The following is a 25,956-nucleotide window of genomic DNA, read 5'->3' on the forward strand; positions in this document are numbered from 1 at the left end:
CGAAAGCATTGTCCAGCTCTAGCGGCTAGAATCTCCGGTCGTTTCGCCCCTCGGACGAGGCAAAAAGCGCCTCTCTGTCAGGGGCGTGGGCGTCCTGCGATTCTGAACGAGCCGCTTCCGCTTTTCTTAAGAAGTTAGGCGGGAGATAAACTGCCCGTAAAAGCCCGATTGGTGAGGGCTGATAATCAGTGGGGGATGAAGAACCCCCCCCACTGATTAAAGTTTCACCTTATATAAATTTGCAAATGCTATCACTTAAACTATAGGGCGCGTTTATTTAGAAACGCGTCTTTTTTTGTATATTAAGTCATTTGATAGAATATGGTACCATTAATACGGATACATCAAATAATTATAATGTTTATTCATGTGAGTGTAGTGTAAGGCTTGAAAAAAGAACTGAAATACTTGTCACAATATTATTTTTCTAGGTTTTCCTTAAAAATGGACGGTTCTTTTTTAAAGTGAAATCGCTCTTTTAAAAAGCTCCCTAAATTTCTCCCTATCTTCTGATGTAAATGGTTTTGGCCCCTTTGTACGCTTTCCGCTTTTTCGAGCCATTGCACTCAAATAACGTGTTTGTAATAATTGGTCAATGTTTTCATTTGTATAGCTATACCCATTATGGTGAAGAGCCGTACACCCTTTTGCTAAACCTAGCGAAGCAAGACCATAATCTTGCGTAACGATTATATCTCCTTTTTCTGCTAACTTCATAATCCGATAATCCGCAGCATCTGCTCCAGAATCAACATAAATGGTTTCCACCCCTGATGGTTGTTCCGCATTAGAAAAATGAGAAAAGCTAGTAACAAGGATAACAGGAATTTCAGCATTCGTACCTTCAGAGATAATAATATCTTTTACCGGACAAGCATCTGCATCAACATAAATTTTCATCTTTATCACTCCTATAAATAAGCTCGAGTTGATGATAATAGTAGATTTAGCTTTTGTCAAACGAAGATGCTTTACCTAAAATCATTAAAAAAATAGTTATTTTATTAAAGGGCGCGATTGTTGAACATAAAGTAAAAGGGCGATACATATTAGTCATGTCTAATATGTATCGCCCTTTATTTTTTATGACTTTTTAAAATTTAGGTATTGATAATTTTTCAAACAAAAGCGCAAGTCCAATCCCTCCGCCAATACCTAACGTTGCAATCACGTATTTCACCTGTTCTCTTTGCACTTGATAAAATAATTTTGTCACGAGCATTGCTCCCGATGCACCGTATGGATGTCCAACAGCAATCGCTCCGCCGTTTACATTTAATTTTTCATAAGGAATGTTTAACTCTCGCGCACATGCAACGATTTTGGAAGCAAACGCTTCATTCATTTCAATATAATCAATATCTTCTATTGTAAGGTTCATCTGTTGTAATAGTTTTTGTACCGCAAATATCGGTCCACTACCAGGAAAATGAGGATCTACGCCAGCAACAGCACTATGCACAAATCGTAGTACCGGTTTATAACCAAGCTTTTCAGCTTGCGTTTCATTCATAATAAGAAGTGCACACGCTCCGTCGTTCACTCCACATGAATTCCCTGCCGTCACTGTTCCCTCTTGTAAAAAGGCAGGGCGTGTTCGTTTTATCATTCTTTCATAATTCATACAATGTTTAACTGTTTCGTCTACGGTAATGTGAGAAACTGGTACAATTTCTTCTTGTAAATATCCTTTTTCTAACGCCGCTAATGCTCGTTTATAGCTCAAACATGCATACGTATCTTGCATCTCTCTTGTAATTCCATAACGCTTTGCTACATACTCTGCAGCAACTCCCATATCAGGATCACCAATATGCTCAGGTGAAAAGCGAGCTCGCTTTTCAAATCGTGAGGTACTTACACTTTCGGCTCCACCTGCAATGTAACAAGTTCCCGCCCCGCCTTGAATCAGATGACATGCCAATCGAATTGCTTCCAATCCTGCCCCGCACTGGCGATCAATCGTCACCCCAGGTACTCCATATGGGAGACCTGCCTCTAATGCTGACAACCGAGCTACATTCCCACCAGGCCCGACAACATTTCCGAATATAACATCAGCGATTTCGTTTTCGATACCTTTACTTATATATGTAAGTAAAGGAGCTGCTAATTTTTCAACGGAATAATCTCTAAACATACCATTTATCTTTCCAATTGGAGTACGTTTCGCTTCAACAATTACCGCTCTATTCATACATAAGCTCCTGCTTTTCAATCATTTCTTTTACTTCTGCCCGTGCAACTTTCCCACTGCTTGTATGAGGAATTACATCTACAAAATACCATTCCGTCGGAATTTTATAGGAAGATAACCTTCCCAAACAAAGTTGCTTCAATTCCTTTTTTGATACAGCTCCTTTAACTAGCGCTACCGGCTTTTCTCCCCAGTACATATCTTTCTTACCAACAACTACTACTTCATCTACATATGGATGTATCTGTAATACACGTTCAATTTCTTCAGGAAAGATGTTGATTCCCCCATAAATAATCATATTTTTTTCTCGTCCTACAATATATAAAAATCCATCTTCATCAACATAACCTACATCATGAACTGTCATCCATCCATCACTCGTTACGTGAGAAATTGGTGCATAATCTATTATATATCCCATAAAAAATTGTTCACTCTTCACATAAATTGTGCCGACTATTCCTTGCTCTACTTCTTGTCCATCCCCATTTCGAATACTAATCTTTACATTATGACATGGTCTTCCAACTGAAGATGGTTTATTTTCATTATCATGATGTGATAGCGCTGTAACAAAGCTTAATTCAGACGCTCCATAAAATTCATATCGCTTTGCATTCGGAAAAACCTGTTTGATTTTTTGCTTTGCTTCAGCTTCCCATTTTGCACCTGATGAAATAATCTTTATCTCCCGTTCTATCATTCTTTCTTCTTTGTATAAGGACTCTAGCATCGTTGGGACTGTATACATAACAGAAATAGATTCCTTCTCTAATATTGAAAGAACACGGTTTGGAATGAATTTTTCTGTCATATATATCGTTTGTCCTAAGAATAAAGCGCTCATTGCACCATATAAAAATAGAGAATGAACGAACGTTCCCGCAAGCAATACTGTCTCATCTTTTTTCATATGAAAATCATAAACATTACAAGCAAAGCTTTCTACCCATGATTGTTGTGAGCGGAGAAACGCTTTTGCTTGTCCAGTTGATCCTGATGTGAATCCCATATAAAAAGGTAACTCTCCCACCTTTTCTATATCATTTACTGTAATAGAAGTGTTTATTATTCTGTCAGACCACGTACTGATCGAAAATACTTTACTATTTGTTTGAGGCAATTGATTACGTTTATGCTGTGCTACAACTATAATAGAAGGCTGTACAATTTGTAGTCGTTCCTCAAGTTCATGAATACTCCACTTTGGATCAAGTGGTATACAAATCCAACCTGCCATAGCAGACCCAGCAAAAATTTGTAAAAATTCTACGCTATTATCAAGTAAAATCGCAATCTTTTTATTACTTACTTCTTCCTCATGAAGCCAATTCACAACTTGGCAAACTGACCTATACCATTCTTTATATGTAACGCTTCTATCTTTTAATTTTATTGCAGTTTTGTTCGGTTGATAATGAGCATGTGCTGCATAAGATTTTGTAATCCCCACCTATTTCACTTCCTTCTCTATAACAAAAAGAAACACGTTTTAACGTGTTTCATAATTTGTATGATAAATTGTTCGTTTCAATGAACGTTGTAGTCTCGTAACAAGAATTGTCGCAAATACAGCCTTCAATAGATCTCCCGGTAAGAACACAACACTTAATTTCGCTGCTTTTACTACACTTATATCCATCACAAAAGCTTGTACGATAACACCAAAGAAATATACAACGAAAATACCACCAATAATATTAATTAAAAATAATTTCAGAAATGATACGTTGCGAAGACGTTCTGCGAAATATCCAATAACAAATGCTCCAATTACATATCCCATTAAATAACCGGCACTCGGTCCCACAAAAACTGAAAATCCACCGCGGCCTCCAGCTAACAACGGTGCACCCGCTGCTACAACAAGTAAAAATACGAATTGGCTAAGAGCCCCCAGACGAGATCCTAACAAACCGCCTGCAAGCATGACACCAAGTGATTGTAGTGTAATCGGTACAGGTGTAAATGATAAAGCAATTGGCGGTATAAGTCCTAACACTGCCATAATGGCACTAAATAAAGCTACAAAAACTAAATTTCTTGTACTCATATTATGTTTTCTCCTGTTTGTAAACTTTAAATCAAAATAAGGTAACATATGATATGTTACCTTGCTCTTTTTATATTGTCAACTACAATACAATTACAGTTAACATCTTCAATCTGCTATATAATATTGCTCTAACTCTTTTCGAAGTGCCTGTTTTAAAAATTTGCCGACTGAAGTTTTTGGAATTTCTTTTAGAAAGACAATCTCATCTGGTAGCCACCATTTTGCGAATTGCGGTTTTAAAAAGTCATATAATTCTTCTTTTGTAACAGATTGATCTTGTTTTACAACAACACATGCAACAGGGCGCTCTTGCCACTGTTTATGTGGTACTGCAACAACAGCCGCTTCAAATATTGCTTCATGTGCCATTAAAGCATTTTCTAAATCAACAGATGAAATCCATTCTCCACCACTTTTAATTACATCTTTCGTTCGATCAACAATCTTAATACACCCTTCTTCATCAACCGTAACGACATCTCCTGTATATAGCCATCCATCTCGAAATCCCTCTGCTGTTCGTTCGTCCTTATAATAACTTGCCGCAATCCAAGGAGCACGTAAGCATAGCTCACCCATTTCTTGTCCGTTCCATGCTACATCCCCCTTTTCACCAACAACTTTCATTTCAACACCAGGCACTAAATAACCTTGCTTCGCACGTATCGTAAGTTGTTCTTCATATGGTAGTTCACGTTCATAACTTTTCAAACGTGCAAGCGTGACAAGTGGACTTGTTTCTGTCATTCCATATGCATGCACAAATGGGACATTGTATTTTTGTTCGAAGGCTGCAATCACACTTTTCGGCGCAGCTGCACCGCCGCATAAAATTCGTTTCATATTTGATAGATCATAACGATTCTTTTCTAGTTCTTGCAGCACACCAAGCCAAATTGTTGGGACGCCAGCTGCTAATGTTACTTTTTCTTCCTGCATCATCTCTAATAAAATTTCCGGTGTAAACATTGGTCCAGGAAGAACTTGCTTTGATCCAAACCATGTTGCTGCAAACGGTAATCCCCAAGCGTTTACATGAAACATAGGAACAACCGGCATCGCAGCATCACTTTCAGAAAGTGCCGCTGTATCTGCAAGTCCAAGCGTCATACTATGCAAAACAGTACTACGATGTGTATATACGACGCCTTTCGGATTGCCTGTTGTAGCTGATGTATAGCACATACCAGCTGGCATATTTTCATCGATATCTTTTAAAAACGAAAAATTAGGATTTCCTTCTTCAAGAAGTTGTTCATAGTGGTATACAGGTTGAAGTGTTGTTTCTGGAAGCTCTTTTTTATCAGTCATGATGATATAAGCTTGTACAGTTGATAATTCCCCTTGAATTTTCTCAACAAGCGGCACCATATCTTCATCGATGAGTAAAGTGCGGTCTTCTGCATGGTTAATAATATAAGAAATGTGCTGCGAGGATAAACGAATATTAATCGTATGCAGGACCGCACCAATACTAGGAATCGCAAAATAGGCTTCTACATGACGATGGTGATTCCATGCTAGTGTGCCAACTCGTTCCCCATGCATCACACCTAACTTTTGCAACGCACTGGACAAGCGTCTCGTTCGCTCACCTAACTCCTTATACGTTAACCGTGTAATTGTACTATGTGTACGAGAAATAATCTCTTTCTTTGGGAATAGTTTTTCTGCTCTTTCAATCATCGAACTAATTGTTAATGGCACATCCATCATCATATTTCTTCTCCTCCCTTATAAAAACGCTTTCAATATTAAGTATTATAAAATGACTTATTAACAGTTCATTGCATTCATGCAAGCTGTCACAAGTATAAAAATTGAAAGTGTTTTTGTCAATATTTTTAGAAAATTTAGATAAATTTTTATACACTTATTAAATAAAGCACCGCCAAACATTAATGTTAATAAGAACACGAATAATTTATGAATTGCGGCATGAATATAAAATCATTGACTTAGTTAAAGTTGCTGATATTCCGTGTAGTACATATTATTGGATGAAAATAAATATAAAAGAATGAGCCCTGTACAATAACAATACAGAACTCATTCCTCATTAGCTACTTAAAATATGTCTCTAACTTTTTGGTGCATTTCATTATGATTAGCTCTTTTACTACATAACCTTTGTTTAAATTTTTTCTCCATGAGTGGCTAGTACTAAATCAGTTTTTGGTGCAGGTGTATCCCCATGAGCAGCATATTGCTTAACATCAGCCTTTGACACTGGAAGATCTCCATGCCCTGCTTGCTTTGATTCAGAAAGAGTACTTACTCCAAAAGATAAAACACCTGCAACTGCTAATCCCATTACAGTTAAACCAAGCTTTTTCATCATTTTAATGCTCCTTTTTCTAGTAATTTTTGTCTTATTTCATAAGCCTTATGAAAATACTTTTCAGCCTGTTCTATACTACCTTTCTTATGAAACTCCATAGCTAGCATTTCACTATACTCTTGAACATACTCCACTAAATTTTCTCTTTCAAAGCAAGAAAATCCTTCCAGAACTACTTTTTCTATATTTTCTACTGTTGAAAATTGGCTTAGTTCCTTCAAAATCAAAAAGTAATGCTTATACTCATTATTTTCTAACTCTCCACAAACTTTCAATCCTGTCTCAATTAACTCCTTAGCATTTGCTATTGCTCCTAATTTGTAATGTTCTCTTGCTTCTATAAAAATTGCTTTAAAATGATTAGGAATTTTTCGAGAAATTTCTGATAAGTGTCTAATAGCTAAAGGTGAAAGATTTTGATTTGCATATAACAATCCTAGATTGTGCCTTACCCTTAAAATTAATGTTTCATCATTTTTCTTTTGTAAGATATTAACTGCAGAAGTAAAGTATTCCTCTGCTTGCTCATATTGTTTTAACTCTGAACAAGATAATCCTAAAACATTTTCACATAAAGCCACATTAATTTCATAACCTACATGTTTAGAGAATATTTCATTTGCCTTGGTTGCATATTGAATTGCTAAAAGTGGCTGATACATTTGGTAATAGAATGATGCAACCCTATAATTGAACTCAGCTTGTTCCATTTCATCTGAAACATGTTGTAATAAGCTTCCTGCTTTTTCATAATGCTTTCTAGCTTCATTGTAATTTGTAAGTATAGTAGAATGGACAGCCTTGAAGAAATGATAATAGTAAGCCAAAAAAGTGTCTACTGGTGTAGGGAAAGACTCAATTTTATCAAAAGAATGTTTTGAAATACTTAAACCATCTGTTAATACTCTATATCTAAAGTCTAAAAGAGCATAGTAGAGGAGTAAATTTTGGTCTGTTTCTATATTATGAATCTTTTCATCAATTTCTTTCTTTAGTTGTGTAGCTTTGATTACATGTTGCGCTCTCATTTCTTGATACCAATCATTCAACAGCTTAGTATTCAATTCATTACCAGTAGTTTGAATATTCATGCAACCCCTTCTTTCTGTCTATTTTAATTATTCTTAAAATATCATAATTTTGAGATATCAGGGATGCCAAACACCAGTTAGAGTACATACATAAAGACCTGTATAATCAAACAGAGTACATATGCAGTCAATGGTCAGGAGCTACCAATCAAAGATTTTATCAAATGTTCAGAGATGCTAGCCCTCAAATGTTCAATATTACTCAAATAATGAATTCCCTAGAAGAAAATCTATTACAGTCAGCAAAAAAATTCAGAGAGGCTGACCAACTAGCAGACTTAGAAATAGGAGAAACTTGTGGAAAACTTCCTGAAAAGTCAACACTAGAAAGTATTAGAGATGGTCTTTGGGAAGGTGCAGGAAAAGGGTTTGGAGATGCATGGGAAGGATTCTTGTCTTTGGGTGAGGGAGAAACATGGGCAAACATAGGTAATTCTATAATACACCCTATTGATACCCTTAGTACCATGTACAATGTTATATCAGATTCTTTCATGAGAGATGTATGGAATGGTAATGCAGAGAGTATGGCTAGATGGGGAGGCTATGCACTAGCACAAATTGGAACAGGTTTGCTAGGTACTAAGGGTCTTGATAAAATCTCTAAACTAGCAAAAGGAGCAAGTTTTACAAAAGTAACAGATATTGCAGGAATGACACCAAGGTTACAACCTGCTTTAGCAGGTGGCTTTGCAGGTGGAGCAGGAGCTGTTGAAACAGGATTTGCCTCCACTGTAGCCTCATCAGGTCATTGGGGACATTACTTAGGTGGACTGGGCACTTATCTACTGTTCGCTAGACCATCATGGAGAACATCAGAGACTGATTTTGCTGAGGGACATCCTAAATATAGAGAACAAGTTGCCTTTAAGGATAGAGAAGAAGTATCTAAGTATACAAAAGGTAGTACTAGACCTGATTTTTATGCAGAAGGTCACAGTGTAGAGCTAAAAAATTATGACCTATCCACTAAATCAAGGAGAACTAACTTAGTAAATACAATTGTTAAGCAGGTAAATGATAGGGATATTCATTTGCCTTTAGGCACAAAGCAAACTATCATTATAGATACAAGAGGTCAAACTGTTTCTAATGAAATTTTAAAGGAAATTAAAGCAGAAATAAGCAGAAAAGCTAATACATTACCTGAAATAAAAATTATAAAAGAGGACTGATAAAAATGGCAGTAGGATTTTCTGTAGACATGTTTTTTTATGAGGCAGGACACCCTGATTTTTTACATAGCTTTTTCTCAACAATCTCCTATCATACTGAACCTGAGGGATGGGGAACTAAATACCCTCTACTAATGAAAGACTTATATTTTGATAAATTAAAATGGCAAGATGCAACTGAGGCTCTCAAAAATGTGGAAGAAATCAGAGAAACATTAAGTAAGATACCTCCATCAAAAGTGATATGGGACATAGAGGACTTAACCAAGAAACCTCCTTATGGAGATAAAATCCCTGAGGATATAACTAACTTAGCAGAATATCATACTACTGGAAGAGGAACAGAATTTCTTACTTTACTTAAAAATGCCTTAAAGGACTCAGTGGAAGAAAAGCAAGATGTAACAATTGAAAAACTGGGTAAATAACTAGAAAGCCCTCTTTCTCATTACATTACAAACCTTAAAAGTGTAACAAGTGCATAGCATAATCAATAGGCTAACATCTCAGAATCTCCTGAGGTGTTTTTTTTATTATTCAAACTGTGAAACTTAGTTATTTTAGTTTTCTAACTCAAAGTAAAAAAGTGCCACCTACTCCTCTTCTACAAATTTATCAGTATTCACTTCTACAAACACCCTAAATCAGGGAATGACACATCAGGATACACCCTCCTCATCTTTTTCTACTATTTTGGCATTTAAAAATCATATTCCCATTACATTTACCATCCCAATCATATTGGTATTATATTCAGAACAAATAGAAAGACCTTCCAAAAGGCTTGTCATTTTTGTATTTCTTACAGTATTATAAAATCTGTAATAACAACCCTATGCATGCACAAATGGGACATTGTATTTTTGTTCGAATGCTGCAATCACACTTTTCGGTGCAGCTGCACCGCCGCATAAAATCCGTTTCATATTTGATAAATCATAACGATTCTTTTCTAATTCTTGCAGCACACCCAGCCAAATTGTTGAGTGATATTTTAATAGATAGCTCTTCTTCTCATCCACTGCGTCGCAATCCATTTTTCACCTTTGGTAACAGGTGCACTGCCATGTAAAGTGAGTTTATTTAATGATGCATCCTGATAAAAATATTCGAAATATACCGCCATTCCTTTTTTCGGAGATACAGAAAGGTTGAGTTTGGGAAAGAAAGTCTCTCCGCCTTCTTCTACATCATTTAAATATATGACAAGAGTACTCATACGATTGTTATTTGCTGCCGCACTGTTTTCTGCGAAAAAATCATAATGCGCTTTATATTCTTGACCAACTGTATACTTTAAAATCTGTAGCCCTTCTCCATGTTTGGTAGGAACATTCATAATCGAAGCAATTCGTCTTTCGATTCTAGTAGTGACCTCACTTTCTTCTAAAAACGTACCACTACTCGTCCGAATGTCATTTATTTTGCGCGAAACACCAATTTTAGAACGTTTCATTTTATTTTTAGACATTTGTATTAACATTTCACACTCTTCATCACTTAGTACATTTGCTAACACGACAATAAGAGGCTCTTCTATTCTTGAAATAATTTGGATTTCTCTATCTTCTGTTACAATTGTGTTTCCAATGTGGTTAAAAATCGTGAGCTCCTTATTTTCAACTGTTTGATTTTCAGTTGTCATGTTCCCCATCTCCCTTAAAAATGATTGGATAGTATGAATATATCACATTTTTCCTTCTATTCATTTTTTTAAGAAAATTAAAATAAATACTGTTCCGTTGTATTTTAACTATTGTCATAAAAAAACCTCGACTCACCTTGGAATCGAGGTTCATCATTTTTCTCTCTACCTCATATTGCGTTAAGAAGAGTGGGATTCACCTACACTCGTAAAAACCGCACTGAAGTCAAAACGGGCATACCTCTAGATGATTAAGAAAGTAGTAGAAAAGAAGAGTAAATCACTCGATTACTCTCCCTTTCATATATCATATTCCTCTCGCAAAATCGCATATATTTTCGTATCTCGATATGCTTCCTTCACAAACATATCTTTTCGTAACGTTCCCTCATATTGCATTCCTAAACGTTTCATCACTCGTTCTGATTGTACATTACTAGCATGACATCTTGCTTCAATACGATTTAACTGTAATATTTCAAATCCATAACGAATACATGCCTTTGCTGCTTCCGTTGCAATGCCTTTTCCCCAATAGTTTGGTGATAATGCATACGCCAGCTCTGCCTTATGATGATTCTCTTCATATTCGATAAAACCGCACGTCCCGATCATCTTTTTTTCCTTTTTCAATTCTATTCCGTAAGCCGCCATTTCTCCTTTTTCATATTGATCTAAGATTGACTGTACAAATATTTGTGAATCCTGTAATGCTTTATGCGGATACCATACTGTATACGTCGCAATCTCTGGATTTGAAGCATATTCAAATACATCAGCAGCATCTTGTATTGTTAACGGCCGTAAACATAATCGTTCTGTAATGAGTGTTGGATATTTTTCTGAGAAATTTCTATATTCCATTCATGTCAGTCCCTTTCTACATTCCTACTTAAAATGTTGTGTAATGACTCCTTTACCATCTTCCACTTCAACCTCTGCAAGTGCCCCGTTTATAAATGTAATTTGTGGGGGCGTATGACCACAGTCTACGTCATAAATAATTGGAATTTGCAGCTCATCCATAAGTTCTTGGTATACATCTTCAGCGGTATATTCATTCACTGGATGATTTGCAGCACTGCGGCCAAATAAAATACCTGAACAATGATCAAACCAACCAGCCAGTTTCATTTGAACCAAAGATCGTCGTAAATCAGCAGTCGTCAATTCACAATTTTCAAAATACCAAATGAACGGGTCGTTATTACAATGTTTCTTCCTAAACTCTTGCACGTTACCAAATGGTGTGCCAATAAGGTGTCTAATCACATCGACACATCCGCCAAGCAATCGACCTGTAATGTTCACATTCCCATTCGAAATTGTTTTCCAATTTGTATCTTCTGTTAAGTGAAACACACACGGTGATGGATTATTATGTTGCCATTTCGCTTGATATTTCTCCGAAGAATACTGAGTAATTGACTCCCCTGCTTCCGTTGATAATACACTTTGCCACATCGCTGTTGTATGATCGGAATATTCGCCTCTTACATCTACAAAATTCGTTCCATGAGCAGTCGCTATTCCTATTTTTAACGTAATCGCTAATAATAAAACACTCACATCCGAGTATCCCAATACCCATTTCTTATGTATCTTTTCAAAATCAATATCTTCTAGTATTTCAATTAATAGCTGACCACCCCAAGGAGGAATAATAATATCAATGTCCTCACCTTGCATCATTTCCATAAATTCATTTGCTCTTTTTTTCGCACTAGCAGACCTAACTTTCTCTTGTGTCCAAACTGTTTCTCCGCAAACGACGGTATATCCTTTTCTTTCCATACTTTCACAAGATTGTTTAAACATATTATGTAACGCGGCATCTACACCAGAAGAAGGTGCCGTTACCCCAATCGTTGCTCCTTTTTGCAAAAACGGATATTGTATCATATGTATTTCCCCCATCCTTTTCTATATATTTGGATTTGTATTCGTTAAACTACTATCAAAATCCTTCATTTCAAGCAATCAACACTGCTTACATTATCATCTCGTATCTGTAAAACTTGCTATTCAGCTGTAAAAAATAGAAAAGGAAGTAGGAAAAACATTCTTCTCCCAAACGCTAAAACCAAATCATAGATTTTTCAATCTAATACTAATTGATTTTAGAATTCAATAAAGTGGCCCTCAATTCAAATGTTAATTTTTACCTGACGATGTTATAATTTCTTATATAGAAAATACTTAAGAAACGGAGAATTATCATGTTGAATATTGATATTAATCGTTTAACTGATATTTGTTTAGAATATCAACAGTCTAGATTTTATGTTAGCAGAATACCTGAAGATTTCTTATCAGTTGCAAAAAAACGTTTCTCTATACCAAAGAATGATCAGATCATTGCTTTTTTAAGTTGCAATATGTTTGGCTCGGGGAAATATGGTGTTTACTTTACAAGTTCAGGTTTATATTGGAACAATTGGTTATTAGGTAAAGGGAATATGAAATGGGATAAATTAAATGAAGTGCAACAAATCGAAATTGATAAAGATGGGTTTTTATCTTTTGATGCCCAAAAAAGTTTTAATATTAACCTGAGTGATTATCCACCACCGTTATTTAAAGAGTTACTTATAACTCTTAAAAGTTCATTCCATAATTCAAAGCAAAATGATATACATCCAGTTATAAAAATTGATGAGATAAAATCAATCTGCACTTTGTTTGAGACGTATGATGAATTATTAGAGCCTGATAATGGATTGTTTGTAGACACTCATATTTCAGACAAAAAGTTAAAGGAAATTAGGGCACGATATATTGTTTCAAATGAAGAAGAAATCATTGCTTTTTTAGATACATCTATGCTTGGTAATTTGAGTAAAGGATCGGATGGAATATTAATTTGTCAATCAGGTATATATTTTAGAGAAACTTTTGTACACTTGTATTTTCCATGGCATGTCTTTAAGGATATCCCTATTACTTTGATTTCAAACGAGTTAGAAATCGGAAAAGGAAATCTATTTCATCTTCAACATGCTAGAATGTCTAATCAAGAAATTTTATTATTCATCAAGAATTTAAAACAGTATGTTACTACTTTATATGAGGAAAATAAATGTTTATCTAATATAAAAAACCGCCATTAAAAAAATTTAATATTTTATTTAATGGCGGTTTGAATATTCTTGAATTAGCTAGAAAGAACGATTCCCCTATTACACTACCTCTAAAGATATATAGAATTTTAATACTTTTACTGGATTTAATATTGTTTTTACATTGATATACTCTTAATATTCAATAACAAAGAGTAGGGGGAAAACGACATGATTAAAGGATTGTATGAAGCACACTTACCAGTTAGTAATTTGCAAAATTCAATTGAATTTTACCGGAAACTAGGATTGAAACTTGCTTGGTGTGATGAAGACACTGCTTTCTTTTGGATTGAAAAAGGGAAAAGTTGGTTGGGCTTATGGGAAGGAAATGAGTATGAAACTCAATACCATCCTTCCTTACGACATATTGCTTTTCGAGTTTCATATGAAGATATAAAAGATTCTTTAAAGTGGCTATATTCTATTCAAGTTGAAGCTGTCCCATTTGGTAATAGAAAAACTATTGAACCATTTATTCGCCCACATCAAGGTAATGCTTCAGTATACTTCAATGACCCAGATGGTAACAGTTTAGAATTAATATGTTATGTTGAAGTGCCTAATGAATTAAAACATATTACAGATAAGTTGTCCTTCGTAGATTGGGAGGAACTAGTTAATAATACATTTAAATAAGAAATTGTAAGATAAGCTTATTTCACTAAACAGAGTCACAACACATACTATCAGGCTAATATTTTGTGGAACAAGGAATTTCTTAACTTGATGGTAATGGGGTAGAGTCAGGATTTTGCGTTTTTACAACGATAAGGAAAAGAAGTCTTGTAATATCAATGTTTCTTAGTTCGTTCCAATAGAGTAAAACCTATTGAGATAAAAGGGAATTATTGAGAAATAAGCTTAACGTTGTAAATCTGCATTTTTGGGACGCTACCCCTTATTGTTATTTAACGATAAAATCAAAAAGTGATTAGTTGATTAATTGCTCCGCGAACAGAATTTTTCCGAAACTGTCTGTTTTGGTTAAAAATATGCATGGGCATTCCGTATTTAGGTCGCATCATCATATTGGGTGAAATTTTAGCATTATGAACAACAGAGAACTGAAAACGTTGGAGGAGTACCGCAAGTATGACTTTCATTTCTTGTATAGCAAAGTTCCAGCCAATACACATATGCTGACCTGCACTAAATGGTAAATATTCATAGGGTGAGCGCTTAATGATGCTCCAACGTTCTGGTTTAAAGCAATCTGGTTCATCATAAAGTTCAGGTAATCGATGCGTAACCATTTGATTAAAAAAAACATTCGTATCTTTGGGAATCGTAAAATTTCCCAGTTTACAGGAATCAGATGTGATTCGAACGCCAATTCCCGCAGGTGGTAATAAACGTAAGGTTTCTTTTATGACACCATCAAGTAATGGCAATAAACCTAGCTTTTCAATTGTTGGATCACAGCCCCCCAGAGTTCCATTTAATTCTTCCAAGAGATTATACAGAATATCAGGATGTTGACTAAGTAGAAAGATAGCCCATGTCAGAGCATTTGCTGTTGTCTCATGCCCTGCAACATATAAAGTAAAGGTGTGACCAACTAATTCATCATCATTTAGCTGGGTACCATCTTCATCACGTGCTTGAATTAGTGAAGCAAGTACATCTGTTGCGTTTGTCTCTAAGCGTTTTTCTGCAATCATGGCCCGAACGTGATTGTTGAGTTGTTTGGCACTGCGTAAAGCCCGATGATAAGGTGTTCCTGGAAGGTTAATAGGGGCAAGTGTAACAAATAATAGCGATTTCGTCATTTGATGAATCAATCTACCCATCTGATCTAATTCTGCTTCGTCATATAATCCAAAAAGTGTTTTGACAGCAATCCGTTGCGTTAACGTCTTCATCTCGTGATTCAACTCAATTACAGAGTTTTCCTGCCAACTATTACTTAAGCGCTGTGTAAGTTGAACCATGTTGGTACAATACGTTTTTATTTGCTCCTTATGAAAAGCGGGTTGCATTAGTCGACGATGCTGCTTGTGTTTCTCACCACTCATCATTATTAGGTTATTAAAAAACATTCGCCCTAATAGTGAGTCCTTGGGGATTTTTACAAGTGAAGAACTGACTTTAAAAAGATCTGGATTAGTGAGAATCTGCTCGTTTAATTCAGGTCCAAAGGCAAATACATATGAAGGTTTCTCTCCTTGCCCCAATGCAACGACCTTACCGTAGGTATTGTGCAACCAACGTGAATATATAAATGGATTACGATAAAAACGAATCATATTCATTCGCCAACCGAATATAGACTTTGGACCAGGGATGTTTTTTTGTAGTGTTCTCATTTGATCTATATCATTTCCTTGTTTCATATACACGCCCCTTTTTATATGCCATACATATTACTTGTTATCATAAAGCGAAGGAAGTTAAAATAAATGATTGTTATTACTTCTTGTACTGTTTAAACGAGTCAATTCTTTATTCATATGTTGAACAGAAATCTTATTTGGGTAGCCCGTTTTATAATAGATACTTACTATAAATTATCTAAAAAATCCTTCTTATTTACTAATGAGGTATCGCCTAAAATTTAACGAAACTATACGCTAAGCAATTTCGACATAAAACAAGCCATATTTCTTTCTTTAATAAAAATTCGGCTCATAATTTTTACATATTAATTTATAATTTGCTTTCCTCATATTCTTTCATTATTTTATAGAAAGTATTTTTCTTCAGCTCTAATAGTTCTATAAATTGAACCCCAGTTATTTCTCTATTTTTCCACTTAGGATAAGTTTCTTCTATTACATATCCAAATGCTCGCTTTGTTTTTGAAATGTTAAAAGAACTGAAAGCCCTCTAAGAAATATAAAAACAACATGACTTTATTATTATTCTTATGAACATTGGGATTTTAACAATGCATGAAATTAAGCATGTCCTGTCGATGTAGTAAAACTTCAGTAATGTTACTCCACTAAAGATCCAGATTGTGGAATAAGGACATTGAATTAAATAACAATGTATCTGAAGAAGGAGTCATATTTCCATTAGTTGAATTATTTAGTGAAAACTTTTTAATGGTTACAATACACGCTAAGGAGGATTTGGAATGAACAGAACGGAATCGTTACTTCAAAACTGGGACTTTTGCTACGATAAAGAAGATTGGTATCCGCCGCTCGCTGACGCACTCAAAGCGCTTACGGCGGAGCAAGCAAATTGGCGCTCGGCTGGCGAGCATGCGAACACGATTTGGGAGACAGTTGAGCATTTGATTTTTTACAAGGAACGGTTGCTCAAAAGAATTATCGGTGAGGAATCGCAGTATCCGGAAGGGTTGACGAATGACGATACGTTCGCAGTCGCTTCGAAAACAGAGAGCGATTGGGAAGCCACGCAAAATAGGCTAAAAAGCGTCCATCTTGGCATCCGTGAGCGTATTACGAATTTAAACGCTGACCAATTGCAAGCTCTTGTTACTAATCGTCCATTAGACGAGTGGCTGAACAGCCTCATTCTCCATGACGCTTATCATACGGGCCAAATTATCCTGATCCGCAAGTTGCAAGGCTCTTGGCCATCGCGCCGCTCTTTTGAATAGGGCAAAAAATTGCACTGCAGTTCGAGAACGTGGGTCCCTATATATTACGAATTACATCAAATATTTGTCGAGCTATTTGACGAAATGTCAGCAACGGAGAAAACGCCTCCTAACAGCAGCTTTAGCACAGATATGCTACTGACGGCATTAAGCAGCAATTCCTATTTATCCCGCATTAACGGGCAGTAATACTCCCGCCTCAAAATTCAGCGGAAGCAAAGAAGTTAGGCGGGAGATAAACTGCCTGTAAAAGCCCGATTGGTTCAACTAATAATCAGTGGGGGATGAAGAAAACCCCCACTGATTAAAGTTTCACTTTATTCAAAGGGATGAGCGCGGTTATTTACCTGAGGAAATTGCGGAACAGCTCTGTTAACATTTATTTCTGGTCTACGGGTTTGAAACAAATAAAGTAGGTCTGCCTTAAAAAAGTTAAAATAGGATGATTGAGCTAACGAATACGATACTTGAATGACAGAAAAAAAGCAGGCCAAGACTGAATTGTTCCAGTTATGGCCTGCTTTTTGTGACGCTCCCACAAGAATACATTGAATACATATAAACAATGTGCAGAGCCTTATATTTCAAGGATTTTTCACATTCGAGTATAGATAACCGCATTTTGTTGGTGCTGCCCTATCTCCATCAGCTTAAAAATTTAATGGTGTCCCTAGAACAAAATTTTGTATTAACTTGTAACTAATAAGCACATTTTTTCGTTTTGGGGTTGATTTGTTTTCTTAGCTTGATAGCGATGTGGTACTCCCCCTAATTCAAAGGTAAACGATAAATGTTACCAGCCACTTCATTATAAAACGAATATATATCACTAATCCCTAACGTATCCGCAAGATCGATTCCAATAAAATCGATATGATCCCAATTATATTTTGTCGCGGTATAATTCCAGACACCTTTTTGGGCATTTCCTGCATACGGCTGATTTCGATGTCCTATCGGATATTGTGACGAAACAACACTAACAAGTCCATCATTTGGCCACCATTTTTCGTTAATAATTGGCTCTGCATATCCTCGTGTAAACTTTCCAATATGTAAGCCAGACAAATACATAAGTGGATTCATCGTCAACAAAGGTACAGAATATCCCGTCAGTAATGATTGATACGTTGCATCTCCTGTATAAGAAAAATAATATACATCATCATATGTTTTTACCCATTGATTAAGCTCTTTAGATCCAGCTGTCGTTAAATCGTATGCACTAATATCTTTACTTTGCCAAACGGAACTATTAAGCATTCGATCCGCATATTGCAAGAAGCTCTCTCCTTGTTTTCGCTTTAATCCCCATTGTTCCAATTTAAAGTCATAGCCAAATGTTTCCGGATTATTACCTGATAAACTAGCAATCTTTATTACAAATTCTTTAATAAACGAAGACATCGTTTCTTCATCTGCAAACGTAGAACCGTTATGCGGCGTACCAATACTTGTTACACTCCGTACCCAATCTTTATTCCCTTCAAATAACGGTGATATTCCTACCTCTGGATGCTGTTTATAATACTCTCGTTCTTCTAAACTCCCTTCCTTTAATAGTTGCAATAAAACCCTTCCTGTCTGACCACCCATGCTATGTCCTACAAAATGAACTTTATGTTGATTATCCCATTGGCTATATACCCCTGAATATGTTTTTCCATAACGGGCATGTCCATGCGCTTTCGCATGTGCTTCTCCATAATCAACTGTTCCACCTTTTAAATACGAATATAACTCTGCTGCACGATCCCAATTACTTGAAAATGGTCCAACCGAAGCTGTATATGTTTTATACCCTTGTCGGTTCAAATTTGTCTCGATATCTTTAAAACCGCCCCAATACTTAAAACCAAACAATTCATCACGGCCCCAACCACCTAAACCATGAATAAGAACAATCGGTTCTTTTTGATTTTGTTCCTCTGCTTTTAATTCAACCGGTGACCAAAGTAAACCAATAATAAGTAAAATAGAAAGCATTGCCTTTACATATCTCCTCATAAAAAACCTCCTTTGTTTTAATTAAACTTTACTGAATTTTCTGTTATTTTTAAAGACATGAATATTTTTCTCAACATTTTTTGTCATATCTTTTTGTAACTTTAGGAGATAATTTGCGTAGTTTTTAAATGATAAATGGTGTCTGTGTAGTAAAGGAACTACATTACGAAATAAGCATTAGTGGACATTAGAAAGGTTAAAAATCATACTCTTTGAGACATAAGCAACTATCAGTTACCTTTTGTAAATCTTCCCCCAACATGCTCCCTATTTACAAAAGGTAACTTATAGTGTAATATTACACTATAAGTTGAATTTAACACTAATTCATGGAAGTGATGTTATTTGAATAAAGAAACTGTAATTGATTTGATTTCTAAGAATGTTCGTCTGATTCGTCTTGAAAAAGGATATTCTCAAGAAAAAATGGCTACTGTTCTAGGAATTTCGAAAAAGACATTGGTTCAAGTTGAAAAAGAAAGAACATTAATTAGTTGGACGAATGCTGTCGCAGTTTGTGCCTTATTTAAGGATGGTCAAATCTTAAAACACATTTTAGGAGAAGAACCTTTTGAGGTAATCGAAACACTAGCCCACGATGGTATGAATACGCCAAAAGTAAAAACATTAGGCGGAAAAATGTTTTGGAATGAGATTGCGAAAAAAGGAAAATTTCGAGTACAACAAAATGTGATTAGTCAACATTTTCGTATTTTAGATGATAGTGATTATAGGTGGTATAGCACGTTTGAAGAGGAAGATGTTCTAAATCGTTTTCACGAATTAACTAACGAGTAATTAAATTTTAGAGGAGAAATTACAATGGAGAAAAATAAGAAAGTCATTATATTAAACAGCATATTAGTAGGAACTATCATACTAAATCTATTTATCTTTACTTCACGTATGCGCTTTTTCCCTTGGTTTATTGAAGATTCATGGGGATATTTAGGAGTATTCCTTACTGCACCAATTTTAATAGGTATTTATTTCATACTAAGACGTTTTCACAAGCAACAACTAGTCACAAATATAAACAAGACAATTCCATTATTTGTCGCAGTAACATCATTGATTATGTTGTTTTCGCAGATAACTGATTTTTTAAATAATGTTGCACTTATAGTTAACGTAACTGCATTATTTTTAGCAGCATATTTCCTATTCAATCAAAATAAAGGAAAAAAATAATTACGGGTTTAGAATATCTATTTATTTTATAATTCCATAATAGCATTCACATATAATGAAGTAGAATTAGGCGGGTATGAAATATGAAAAGAACAAAAATAACATATAGCATAATGTTTAGCTTATTACTATTAACATCATGTGATATATCGAACAAAGAAATTGAACAAAAAGCACAAAATTATACAAAAGCGGAGTATGGTATGTCTGTTAAACTAAATCAAGTTAACAGACATAGGACCGGAGATATTTTTCATTTTCATTTACTTAGTCCAGAAGTGCTAACAGCTTATGTGCAGCAAGTAGATGAACCACATTTGCAATTCCTACTATCTTTCGATGGACGAATCTCTCCAAAAGTAAATAATGATAACTATAAAATCAAAAAAGAAGCGTATGATTTACAAGAAAAATTTAATGCCTATTATGAAAAAAAAGGGAATAATACTATATTTACGTTCGATCAAATGCAGACGGGGGATACTGTTTTCAATAAGAAGACTGAGAAAGAAATAGCAAAGAAAAATTCGAAGCATTATGTTACGGCAGTTTTTAGAAGTAATATCTTTTTAGATGTAAACAATCCTGCACATATGGAAAAATTAGCAGAGGTTGCAAAAAGTATTCAGGAATTAAATAAAACCATTGAAAATAACAAAATTAGTGTGGATGACATAACGATTCAACTGCCAAATGCTAATAAGAATTTATTACAAAATATTATAGTAGATTATGTATTAACGGCAGAAGACGCAAAAAAGGCCCTTGAGAAAAGGGCTGATTATATGAAAGCTTTACAGCTTACAAAGTGAAAAAGGAAATTATTTCGATTTCCTTTTTTTATATTCTATTCATACACCCAAGCTGTAACAGAAATGACCATTTTGCGGTTTTAAATTTAGGAATCAATACAAGAACACCGATAGAAAAATTCTTTTTACCAGTCATGTCTGCATTTAGTGAATTAGATCGAGAAATAATAAAAGAAAAACAACTTACAGGAATTAAACTTGCAAAACAAAAAGGAGTTTATCGAGGTCGAGTAAAAAAATATACAGATCAACATGCTGGCATGAATCATGCAATTGAATTGCGCCAACAAACAAATAAAACAATTAAAGAAATTTGTGCAATTACAGGTGTAAGTCAAGCGGCTTTGTATCGAAAGTTAAGAGAACTGAATACAAATAAAAAATGATTTTTTAGATACATGAGAATCGTTTTTTTATGTGAAATATTTCTTTAACGTACAATTTTCTTTTTGTTGGTCGTGTCGGGCCTTTAACAACAAAACGCCATATTCATCTTTGACTAAACACCCCATTCTATTTACAATAAAATTTATAAAATGGATTTTATTACCTCCCTGTTTTATTATTTAGAAAGGTGGTGTATGTAAATGACACCAAATAAAGTCCCTCGTTAAACCCGCGGGCCTCCTTGACCATCTATATATATGATTCCATTCAATATTTTTACAAAAAAGGAGAAATGTATATGATTGGTCCAGGAAAAGTTACAAGAGAAGAAAGAATGAAAATCGCTTATACGATAGCAAATCAAATATTGGAAAAATACGGTTCAAACGTTAAAGCTATTGGTATCTATGGTTCTTTAGCTAGAAAAACAGATGGTCCATTTTCAGATATTGAAATGAAATGTGTTTTACATTCTTCAGTAGATAGCTATAGCTATGAATGGACAGCAGGTAATTGGAAAGCCGAAGTAAACTTTGATAGTGAAGAAGATATTATAGAAGAAGCCACTACAGTAGAAGAAAATTGGCCACTTACTCATGGACAATTCTTCACGATACTACCAATATATGATCCTGAAGAATTTTTCAAAGGGTTAAAACAAAAAGCAAGTTTTGTAGATCATACAATTTTTCAAGAAGCGATTTGTAAAACATTAGTTGAAGAAATGTACGAATACGTTGGGAAATTAAGAAATATAGAAATTCACGGACCTGAAACATTCTTACCTACTTTGGCTATAAAAATAGCAACTACAGGTGCGATGATTTTAGGATTACACAACAAACGATATTTTACGACTTCAGCTCAAGTTTTACCTGAGGCTATAGCTTTTACAGATAAGCCAGAAGGATTTGATGTACTTTGCAAAATGGTTATGTCAGGTTATCTTTCTGAACCTAAACAAATTATTCATGTTTGCGAAAACTTTTGGAAGGGTTTATTGAGTTGGTCAGCTGAAAATGGTTATGTTATAAAATGTTCAAATGATATCCCTTTTATTTGATAACTCATTACATTTTCAAGCAAAAGCACCCAGTAAAATTAGGGTGCTTTTGTTGAGAAACAATCTAATGTAGCTTTGAAATAAAGTTCGCTCAAAAAGAACCCGTAAACCCTGCATTTTAAGATAGGGGTACCATCTTGAGAAATTCCAAACCATCCCAATAGAGTAAATCCTATTGATACAAGAATTTCTACCTTAACGGTGTAAATCCGCAAAATCCTGATGGGACCTCATATAGGGTGGATTAGCATTTTTCTTAATCCCCTTTATAGGGTGTTTTTTATAAACTAGACTGTAATTTAAGACCCTTTTTCATACCTCTTTCGGACGGGAACACCAATTGACCATTTGTAATCAATAAAAAACGCTCCATTTGTGGAATTAGTACATGTATGATTTTTATACCATTGGAAAACTCTTTGACTGGAGAATAATAGATAGAAAAATGCTGTTGGTGTAATCGTTCTTGCAGTTCTTCGATGTAAAGTATTAAATTACGTTCTGAAAATCTTGGTAAATCCTCAAACGAAACATAAGTGGCTGGAAATTGATTAAATACGGAACACATATTCATTTCTGCACAAGCATAGTGACGAGGATACGGCTGTAATTGATTCAAAAAACACTCTCGATGTGCTAGCTCATCACCAATATTTGCAGAAGCGATATGATTCACCTGAACCAGTTCTGTAATACTTCGCAAGATAGCATATTCAGGGTATAAAGATGTACCGAGCCCAAATATACCAGTATGCTTTTTATTTTTTGTAACAGCTAATATAGTTGGAATTGCAACTTCCGTTGTAATATCTAATAGTATAATTTCCTCTTGTAATTCCTCTTCTGCGTGTACAATCGTTTCTTTTAGAGATGGTGGAAGCGTATTTGGATGAATTATCTTTAATATATGATCTGGCATATCATAGTAAAAATGCCGAAGTAGGAATAAAGAAAAGGCATCCCTTTCAATGACTTCATTCGTTGCATGTATAATCGCTTCATGTAAAGTGGAACCAATGGCTGTGCCACTATTAGAACTGTATCGTTGTACTTTCTGATACTGATAAGTATCCGTTTCAATTGGATGTTGCATATAATGTGGATTAGCAATGAAAAATGGATACCATACATGTTGTTGTGTATCATTCAAAGCATAGTATTTTTTACAAAGTAATTGTTGATCTGGTTCTTCTACTATCAATTGCATAACACGCTCTCCGTCAAATATTGGGTTCTTCGCAATATGATGAGAAGAGAAAAAATCACACTCTTTCATTGATATGTTCTCCAGAGTATAATGCTCTAAGGCCTCAAACAATGCGCCTAATTCATTGTACTTCCCTTTTCCTACGCCGAATGTTTCAATCTGTTGATTTAAATTAAATAATTCCACATATGTGGTTTGTATTTTATCTCCAAAGGCTTTTTTTTTCACTGAAAAATTTAATTCTTTGAACGTATCCATAATACGTTGAAGAGCAGTTTCTTCTAAGGTTTCTCTTTCCCAAGAATATAGCATTCTAATAACCTCCAGTTAAATAAAATAAAGTAAATGAATACAAATTTTCATGGATTTATGTATAGATAAAGAGGACATCATAAGACTGTCCTCTTTATCTTCTTTATTTTTTTTCTTGTAGTTTCTGTAATTCTTTTGTTTCAGACACTGTTAATTTAGGTTCATGCTTTTCACTTGTTACTATAATCCAACGTCCCATTATGAACTCCTCCTTTATTATATAATCATGTGGTACATCCAAATTATAGTAGTAAAATATTGGAAAAACAACCTATTTTTATGAAAATTAAATTTTCTCAATAAATTCTATTTCTATACTTACACTTTGGAGTGTAATTATAATTTTTATGTATTTAGTGATAAGGAGAACTCTCAATATGTCTATATAAATATACTTCAACTGGATTATTCGAGTTATTTATTCGAACCCCTTAGCGCTTATGGAGTTGAGAAAACACTTTATTAAGTAAACTATATTATTATCAAAATCAAAACGTGTTAATATATGTAAAAAAGGAGTGCTAAGTATGGAAAATATGAAATGTAAGAAATGCGGCTCTACTAACTTCAAAGAGGGGAAAGTTGGGTACGCATTTCATGCATATGTTTGTGAAGATGCACCTAGTACAATATTTAAAGGTGATTCTCGTTCCAAACTACTAACTACATTTTGTCTAGATTGCGGAGAGGTAAAATCCTTTAGAGTCGAAAATCCATCGATATTTAAAAAATAAAGCGTATTAAAAACACTCAATTCATATATGGGAGTAACTCTGTCATTCCACCCATATAATATTTTGGGGATTCGAGTGTCTTTAATATTACATAGTAGATCAAAATGTTTTTTCTTCAGCAGATTTTTTTTATAAATTATCGAACTTTAATTCAAAACTACATAACAAATACTCCTCGTGAATCAAATGGAACGAAGAGTATTTATCATGTACGTAACATACTTTATAGAAACAATTGAAGAGAATATATGGTACTTTACATCATTTAGTAATGAATTAGAACTTTATAATAAGGTACTGTTCTTCTATTTGTTCTATTTAATTGGCTTTTCTAACACATATAAATCTTCTTCTAAATTAGTAAGTTTATCTACAACAAGTTTTGTAGCATCGCCTATTGCTTGATTATATATATGTGGCCCTAATTCTTTTATCATTTCTTCGATTAAGCGTTCTGCTTGAAAACGGCCGATCTCTCCTAGATCTTCTTCTTCAAAAAATTCTTGAATATGTTCTACAAGTAGTTCTTTTTTATCGTTTGGTAATTTCATAAAAATCATATTATACAGCTCCTTTATTGTTGTTTGATAGAATATAGCGTAGTTTTTCCATTGAAAAACGCGTTCCTGGGCACGTTTTTGTTACCCCATCTATTTCGCGATGACCGAGAACTTGCTCACAATCTAAAGAAAAGTGATACATGAACTGTTTACATAGCCAATGCAAAGAAGTCATTTGTAATGGTGTTGGATCATAGACGTCAAAATTACCAGATATGCAAATCCCTATACTCTTAGTATTATACCCTTTCACATGAGCTCCTATATGCAGTCCTCTTCCTTCGTAAATGGTGCCATTTTCTTCAATAAAATAATTATATCCGATCCCGCCCCATCCTCGAATATTTTGATGGAATTCATGTGTCTTATATACATCCCAGCCATCTTCCGCTGTGTGATGAATGATAATATGTGTAACAGCTTGCAATGGCTGCAGCGGATCACGAAAAGATAAATGTGCTTTCTGAATGTGCATAGTCTCA

The 25,956-nt window shown here is 34.7% G+C and carries 26 protein-coding genes and 2 pseudogenes; 11 read left to right on the forward strand and 17 right to left on the reverse strand.

Features of this window, described 5'->3' with window-relative positions; genetic code table 11:
- Nucleotides 1–459 precede the first annotated feature (459 nt).
- From MR076_RS13625 to MR076_RS13655, 7 genes are all read right to left on the reverse strand, one after another.
- On the reverse strand, nt 460–900 hold the full coding sequence (locus MR076_RS13625; RefSeq protein WP_242221391.1) for a YaiI/YqxD family protein: 441 nt from the start codon (nt 898–900) through the stop codon (nt 460–462).
- Between the two features lie 193 nt (nt 901–1,093).
- A complete protein-coding gene (locus MR076_RS13630; protein ID WP_242221393.1) occupies nt 1,094–2,197 on the reverse strand; it encodes an acetyl-CoA C-acyltransferase in 1,104 nt (367 codons plus the stop codon).
- A complete protein-coding gene (locus MR076_RS13635; protein WP_242221395.1) occupies nt 2,190–3,653 on the reverse strand; it encodes an acyl-CoA synthetase in 1,464 nt (487 codons plus the stop codon). Before MR076_RS13635 ends, MR076_RS13630 begins: the two co-directional genes overlap by 8 nt.
- A 39-nt stretch (nt 3,654–3,692) precedes the next feature.
- Nucleotides 3,693–4,253: a biotin transporter BioY gene (locus MR076_RS13640; protein WP_242221397.1), complete on the reverse strand. Its 561-nt coding sequence runs from the start codon at nt 4,251–4,253 to the stop codon at nt 3,693–3,695.
- A gap of 108 nt (nt 4,254–4,361) precedes the next feature.
- Entirely contained in the window at nt 4,362–5,975 is a 1,614-nt protein-coding gene (locus tag MR076_RS13645; RefSeq protein WP_242221399.1) for a long-chain fatty acid--CoA ligase, read from the reverse strand.
- 415 nt (nt 5,976–6,390) lie between these two features.
- Nucleotides 6,391–6,597 carry a Phr family secreted Rap phosphatase inhibitor gene (locus MR076_RS13650; RefSeq protein WP_242221401.1) on the reverse strand — a complete coding sequence of 69 codons (207 nt, stop codon included), beginning with the start codon at nt 6,595–6,597 and terminating at the stop codon, nt 6,391–6,393.
- A complete protein-coding gene (locus MR076_RS13655) occupies nt 6,594–7,688 on the reverse strand; it encodes a Rap family tetratricopeptide repeat protein (protein ID WP_242221403.1) in 1,095 nt (364 codons plus the stop codon). The genes MR076_RS13650 and MR076_RS13655 overlap by 4 nt, the downstream gene beginning before the upstream one ends.
- Before the next feature lie 56 nt (nt 7,689–7,744).
- Between MR076_RS13655 and MR076_RS13665 the strand changes: the two genes are divergently transcribed.
- Entirely contained in the window at nt 7,745–8,863 is a 1,119-nt protein-coding gene (locus MR076_RS13665) for a WXG100 family type VII secretion target (protein WP_313897336.1), read from the forward strand.
- A gap of 5 nt (nt 8,864–8,868) precedes the next feature.
- The gene (locus MR076_RS13670) at nt 8,869–9,291 is read left to right on the forward strand and encodes an Imm70 family immunity protein (RefSeq protein WP_242221405.1); all 423 of its coding nucleotides are present in this window, start codon (nt 8,869–8,871) and stop codon (nt 9,289–9,291) included.
- 405 nt (nt 9,292–9,696) lie between these two features.
- Here MR076_RS13670 and MR076_RS13675 read toward each other — a convergent pair whose 3' ends face one another.
- The 4 genes from MR076_RS13675 to MR076_RS13690 all read right to left on the reverse strand — a co-directional run bounded on the left by MR076_RS13675 (nt 9,697) and on the right by MR076_RS13690 (nt 12,410).
- A complete protein-coding gene (locus tag MR076_RS13675; protein ID WP_242221548.1) occupies nt 9,697–9,885 on the reverse strand; it encodes a hypothetical protein in 189 nt (62 codons plus the stop codon).
- Nucleotides 9,858–10,508: a 2OG-Fe(II) oxygenase gene (locus tag MR076_RS13680; RefSeq protein ID WP_242221407.1), complete on the reverse strand. Its 651-nt coding sequence runs from the start codon at nt 10,506–10,508 to the stop codon at nt 9,858–9,860. The genes MR076_RS13675 and MR076_RS13680 overlap by 28 nt, the downstream gene beginning before the upstream one ends.
- A 300-nt stretch (nt 10,509–10,808) precedes the next feature.
- Nucleotides 10,809–11,372: a GNAT family N-acetyltransferase gene (locus MR076_RS13685; protein ID WP_242221409.1), complete on the reverse strand. Its 564-nt coding sequence runs from the start codon at nt 11,370–11,372 to the stop codon at nt 10,809–10,811.
- 24 nt (nt 11,373–11,396) lie between these two features.
- Nucleotides 11,397–12,410: a S66 family peptidase gene (locus tag MR076_RS13690; protein ID WP_242221410.1), complete on the reverse strand. Its 1,014-nt coding sequence runs from the start codon at nt 12,408–12,410 to the stop codon at nt 11,397–11,399.
- 317 nt (nt 12,411–12,727) lie between these two features.
- Here MR076_RS13690 and MR076_RS13695 point away from each other — a divergent pair, with 317 nt between their 5' ends.
- Together MR076_RS13695 and MR076_RS13700 are read left to right on the forward strand one after the other, a co-directional pair.
- The gene (locus MR076_RS13695) at nt 12,728–13,618 is read left to right on the forward strand and encodes a hypothetical protein (RefSeq protein ID WP_242221413.1); all 891 of its coding nucleotides are present in this window, start codon (nt 12,728–12,730) and stop codon (nt 13,616–13,618) included.
- Between the two features lie 180 nt (nt 13,619–13,798).
- The gene (locus tag MR076_RS13700; protein WP_242221415.1) at nt 13,799–14,266 is read left to right on the forward strand and encodes a VOC family protein; all 468 of its coding nucleotides are present in this window, start codon (nt 13,799–13,801) and stop codon (nt 14,264–14,266) included.
- 284 nt (nt 14,267–14,550) lie between these two features.
- On the opposite strand, the gene MR076_RS13705 is transcribed toward MR076_RS13700, so the two are convergent.
- Entirely contained in the window at nt 14,551–15,963 is a 1,413-nt protein-coding gene (locus MR076_RS13705) for a cytochrome P450 (protein ID WP_242221417.1), read from the reverse strand.
- A 313-nt stretch (nt 15,964–16,276) separates the two neighbouring features.
- A pseudogene (locus MR076_RS26575) lies at nt 16,277–16,405 on the reverse strand (recombinase family protein); the annotation flags it as partial.
- Nucleotides 16,406–16,709: 304 nt separating this feature from the next.
- Between MR076_RS26575 and MR076_RS13710 the strand changes: the two are divergent.
- A complete protein-coding gene (locus MR076_RS13710) occupies nt 16,710–17,201 on the forward strand; it encodes a DinB family protein (RefSeq protein ID WP_242221419.1) in 492 nt (163 codons plus the stop codon).
- Between the two features lie 768 nt (nt 17,202–17,969).
- On the opposite strand, the gene MR076_RS13715 is transcribed toward MR076_RS13710, so the two are convergent.
- Entirely contained in the window at nt 17,970–19,208 is a 1,239-nt protein-coding gene (locus MR076_RS13715) for an esterase/lipase family protein (protein WP_242221421.1), read from the reverse strand.
- A 345-nt stretch (nt 19,209–19,553) separates the two neighbouring features.
- Here MR076_RS13715 and MR076_RS13720 point away from each other — a divergent pair, with 345 nt between their 5' ends.
- The 5 genes and pseudogenes from MR076_RS13720 to MR076_RS13740 all read left to right on the forward strand — a co-directional run bounded on the left by MR076_RS13720 (nt 19,554) and on the right by MR076_RS13740 (nt 22,661).
- A complete protein-coding gene (locus MR076_RS13720) occupies nt 19,554–20,006 on the forward strand; it encodes a helix-turn-helix transcriptional regulator (RefSeq protein WP_242221425.1) in 453 nt (150 codons plus the stop codon).
- A gap of 24 nt (nt 20,007–20,030) precedes the next feature.
- Nucleotides 20,031–20,399, forward strand: a complete 369-nt coding sequence (locus tag MR076_RS13725) for a hypothetical protein (RefSeq protein WP_242221427.1) — start codon at nt 20,031–20,033, stop codon at nt 20,397–20,399.
- An 83-nt stretch (nt 20,400–20,482) separates the two neighbouring features.
- A complete protein-coding gene (locus MR076_RS13730; RefSeq protein WP_242221428.1) occupies nt 20,483–21,211 on the forward strand; it encodes a hypothetical protein in 729 nt (242 codons plus the stop codon).
- 68 nt (nt 21,212–21,279) lie between these two features.
- Nucleotides 21,280–21,597: pseudogene (locus MR076_RS13735) on the forward strand (recombinase family protein); the annotation flags it as partial.
- 299 nt (nt 21,598–21,896) lie between these two features.
- Nucleotides 21,897–22,661, forward strand: a complete 765-nt coding sequence (locus tag MR076_RS13740) for an ANT(4')-I family aminoglycoside nucleotidyltransferase (RefSeq protein WP_472927086.1) — start codon at nt 21,897–21,899, stop codon at nt 22,659–22,661.
- A 280-nt stretch (nt 22,662–22,941) separates the two neighbouring features.
- On the opposite strand, the gene MR076_RS13745 is transcribed toward MR076_RS13740, so the two are convergent.
- Nucleotides 22,942–24,180 (reverse strand): YcaO-like family protein, encoded by a 1,239-nt coding sequence (locus MR076_RS13745; protein WP_242221434.1) that lies wholly within the window; start codon nt 24,178–24,180, stop codon nt 22,942–22,944.
- A 527-nt stretch (nt 24,181–24,707) separates the two neighbouring features.
- Here MR076_RS13745 and MR076_RS13750 point away from each other — a divergent pair.
- Nucleotides 24,708–24,914 (forward strand): hypothetical protein, encoded by a 207-nt coding sequence (locus MR076_RS13750; RefSeq protein ID WP_242221436.1) that lies wholly within the window; start codon nt 24,708–24,710, stop codon nt 24,912–24,914.
- A gap of 314 nt (nt 24,915–25,228) precedes the next feature.
- Here MR076_RS13750 and MR076_RS13755 read toward each other — a convergent pair whose 3' ends face one another.
- Both MR076_RS13755 and MR076_RS13760 read right to left on the reverse strand, forming a co-directional pair.
- Complete coding sequence (locus MR076_RS13755; RefSeq protein WP_242221437.1) at nt 25,229–25,474, reverse strand: DUF2164 domain-containing protein; 246 nt, start codon at nt 25,472–25,474, stop codon at nt 25,229–25,231.
- Nucleotide 25,475: 1 nt separating this feature from the next.
- The gene (locus MR076_RS13760) at nt 25,476–25,949 is read right to left on the reverse strand and encodes a peptidoglycan recognition protein family protein (protein WP_242221439.1); all 474 of its coding nucleotides are present in this window, start codon (nt 25,947–25,949) and stop codon (nt 25,476–25,478) included.
- Between the last annotated feature and the right edge of the window lie 7 nt (nt 25,950–25,956).

The organism is Bacillus cereus group sp. BfR-BA-01380 (assembly GCF_022663535.1).
Classification (GTDB): Bacteria; Bacillota; Bacilli; order Bacillales; family Bacillaceae_G; genus Bacillus_A; species Bacillus_A cereus_BB.